At 45.4% G+C, this 1,926-nt stretch carries 3 protein-coding genes; 2 read left to right on the top strand and 1 reads right to left on the bottom strand.

Features of this window, described 5'->3' with window-relative positions; all coding sequences use genetic code 11:
* Together ACUVJL_RS19115 and ACUVJL_RS19110 are read left to right on the top strand one after the other, a co-directional pair.
* The coding region (locus tag ACUVJL_RS19115) for a hypothetical protein (protein WP_445247280.1) at nt 1-250 on the top strand (250 nt) is incomplete at its 5' end.
* A gap of 36 nt (nt 251-286) precedes the next feature.
* Complete coding sequence (locus tag ACUVJL_RS19110) at nt 287-1,051, top strand: ABC transporter ATP-binding protein (protein ID WP_445247279.1); 765 nt, start codon at nt 287-289, stop codon at nt 1,049-1,051.
* Between the two features lie 347 nt (nt 1,052-1,398).
* On the opposite strand, the gene ACUVJL_RS19105 is transcribed toward ACUVJL_RS19110, so the two are convergent.
* Nucleotides 1,399-1,779, bottom strand: a complete 381-nt coding sequence (locus tag ACUVJL_RS19105; protein WP_445247278.1) for a hypothetical protein — start codon at nt 1,777-1,779, stop codon at nt 1,399-1,401.
* Nucleotides 1,780-1,926: the final 147 nt, after the last annotated feature.

Below are 1,926 nucleotides of genomic sequence, written 5' to 3'. Positions count from 1 at the left end.
ATCAGGCGTCATTGCAAATGCAGCGGAGTGGAGTAACCCTCTTGAAAAAATAAATAGGACGGGCAAGATGCCCATCCCACACCAAAAAATAACTCTTGTGGGATGGGCATCTTGCCCGTCCCATCAATTGATGAAAAGGATTTTTGCAAGAGGTTTACTCCACTCCGCTGCATTTGCAATGACGCCTGATACTGAAATTAGCGTCCAAACGATCGCCCTTCCACCCGCCAAAACCGATAAGAAGTGTTAACTTAGTAGTTAGTTGTGTCGATCGCACAGAAAAAAAATGCCTGAACTACAAACCGATACATACCAAGACCTCGACCCGCAAGTCCTCTCAAAGCCCGTTGTTGTCGGTCTGGAAGATGTAACAAAAGTTTACGGGATTGGCGACTTGGAAGTTCGCGCCTTAAACGGGGTCAGCTTGACCGTAAGACAAGGAGAATATTGCTCGATTATGGGCGCATCGGGTTCCGGCAAATCTACAGCTATGAATATTATCGGCTGTCTCGATCGACCTACGAGCGGCAGTTACTACTTAGACGGCGTAGATGTCGCCCAAATGCCCGAAACAGAATTAGCCGGAATTCGCAATTTAAAATTAGGTTTTGTCTTCCAACAATTTCACCTGTTGCCTCAATTGACAGCATTAGAAAATGTGATGTTACCGATGGTTTATGCCGGGATTCCCACAGCAGAAAGACGCGAACGGGGAGTAGATGCTTTAACAAAAGTAGGCCTGGAAAGTCGGCTGCAAAACAGACCAAATCAACTATCAGGAGGACAGCAGCAGCGCGTAGCCATTGCTAGGGCTATTGTCAACCGTCCCGTGTTGTTGCTGGCTGATGAACCTACAGGTGCATTGGATACAAAAACTACTCAAGAAGTAATGGATATTTTTACCGAATTCAACGAAAGCGGCATGACTGTTGTTATGGTAACGCACGAACCCGAAGTCGCGCGTCAAACTCGCCGCGTTGTCTGGTTCCGCGACGGTAAAGTTATTCACAACAATCTCAACCCCGCAGAGCTTTCACACGCTGTATTTTAGTATAAGAGTCCGCGAACAGTCGGCGAGTTCAATCGCTTCTAGACAAACGAAGTCCGCCTGCGCCGACTAAAAAATAAAGAGACTATCATACAGCATATTCCCTGTAAATGTAGTACAAAGAAACCGGGTTTCGAGCAACAGAATCAGTAATGATGCGAGAACTGTAAAGAAACCCGGTTTCTGGGGTGTACTTAATAAACCGGGAATAGACTGTATCAACTCCGCTAGCATCGGAATTGTAAAATCGAATCAACAGTCAATACTCAACTATCATTCAGTTTTTCGACCCCTCCTTCAACAGTCAACAGTCAACAGTCAACAGTCAACAATCAACAGTTGATATGTGATTAATGAAAAGCACTCGGAAAAGCTTCCCAAACTCGATCGACAAAATCTCTAAGTTGCCGAGAAGCGATCGCACGATCCTTTTTCTCAGAGTCCAGAGACTGCAACTGAGTCAACAGCGAAATTACCTCAGTATCTAAAGCCGCGCGAAACAAACTCCCCGGCCACAGCAAATCAGCACCATCCCGCAAATCGGATAAAGTGTATTCTTGGGACCATTGCGCCGATAAATCCTTCCCTGACAGTAATACAACTAACATTAAAGGGCGCACCCAACAAACTTGACGTGCCTCAACCACTTGGATCACCTCTGAATGCAGGCACGCATCTCCACATTCTAAACTGACAATTTGACCCGGCTTAAAGTTCAAAGCACAATCCATTAATGCTCTGACGGGGCGACAGGTCGCCTGAAGAGCAGACAGGGAGGGCACTCTAGACAAATAGCATGAAAAAAGATAGGGTAAGAAAGCTTCTTACCCAAAAACAATTAAATGATACCAAAATTATATCATGCCCATTTGTCAAAA

This window comes from Microcoleus sp. OTE_8_concoct_300, from assembly GCF_031383065.1.
Classification (GTDB): domain Bacteria; phylum Cyanobacteriota; class Cyanobacteriia; order Cyanobacteriales; family Microcoleaceae; genus Microcoleus.
Note: the sequence above shows the minus strand (reverse complement) of the source record. Positions and strands in the feature narration are given on the sequence as shown.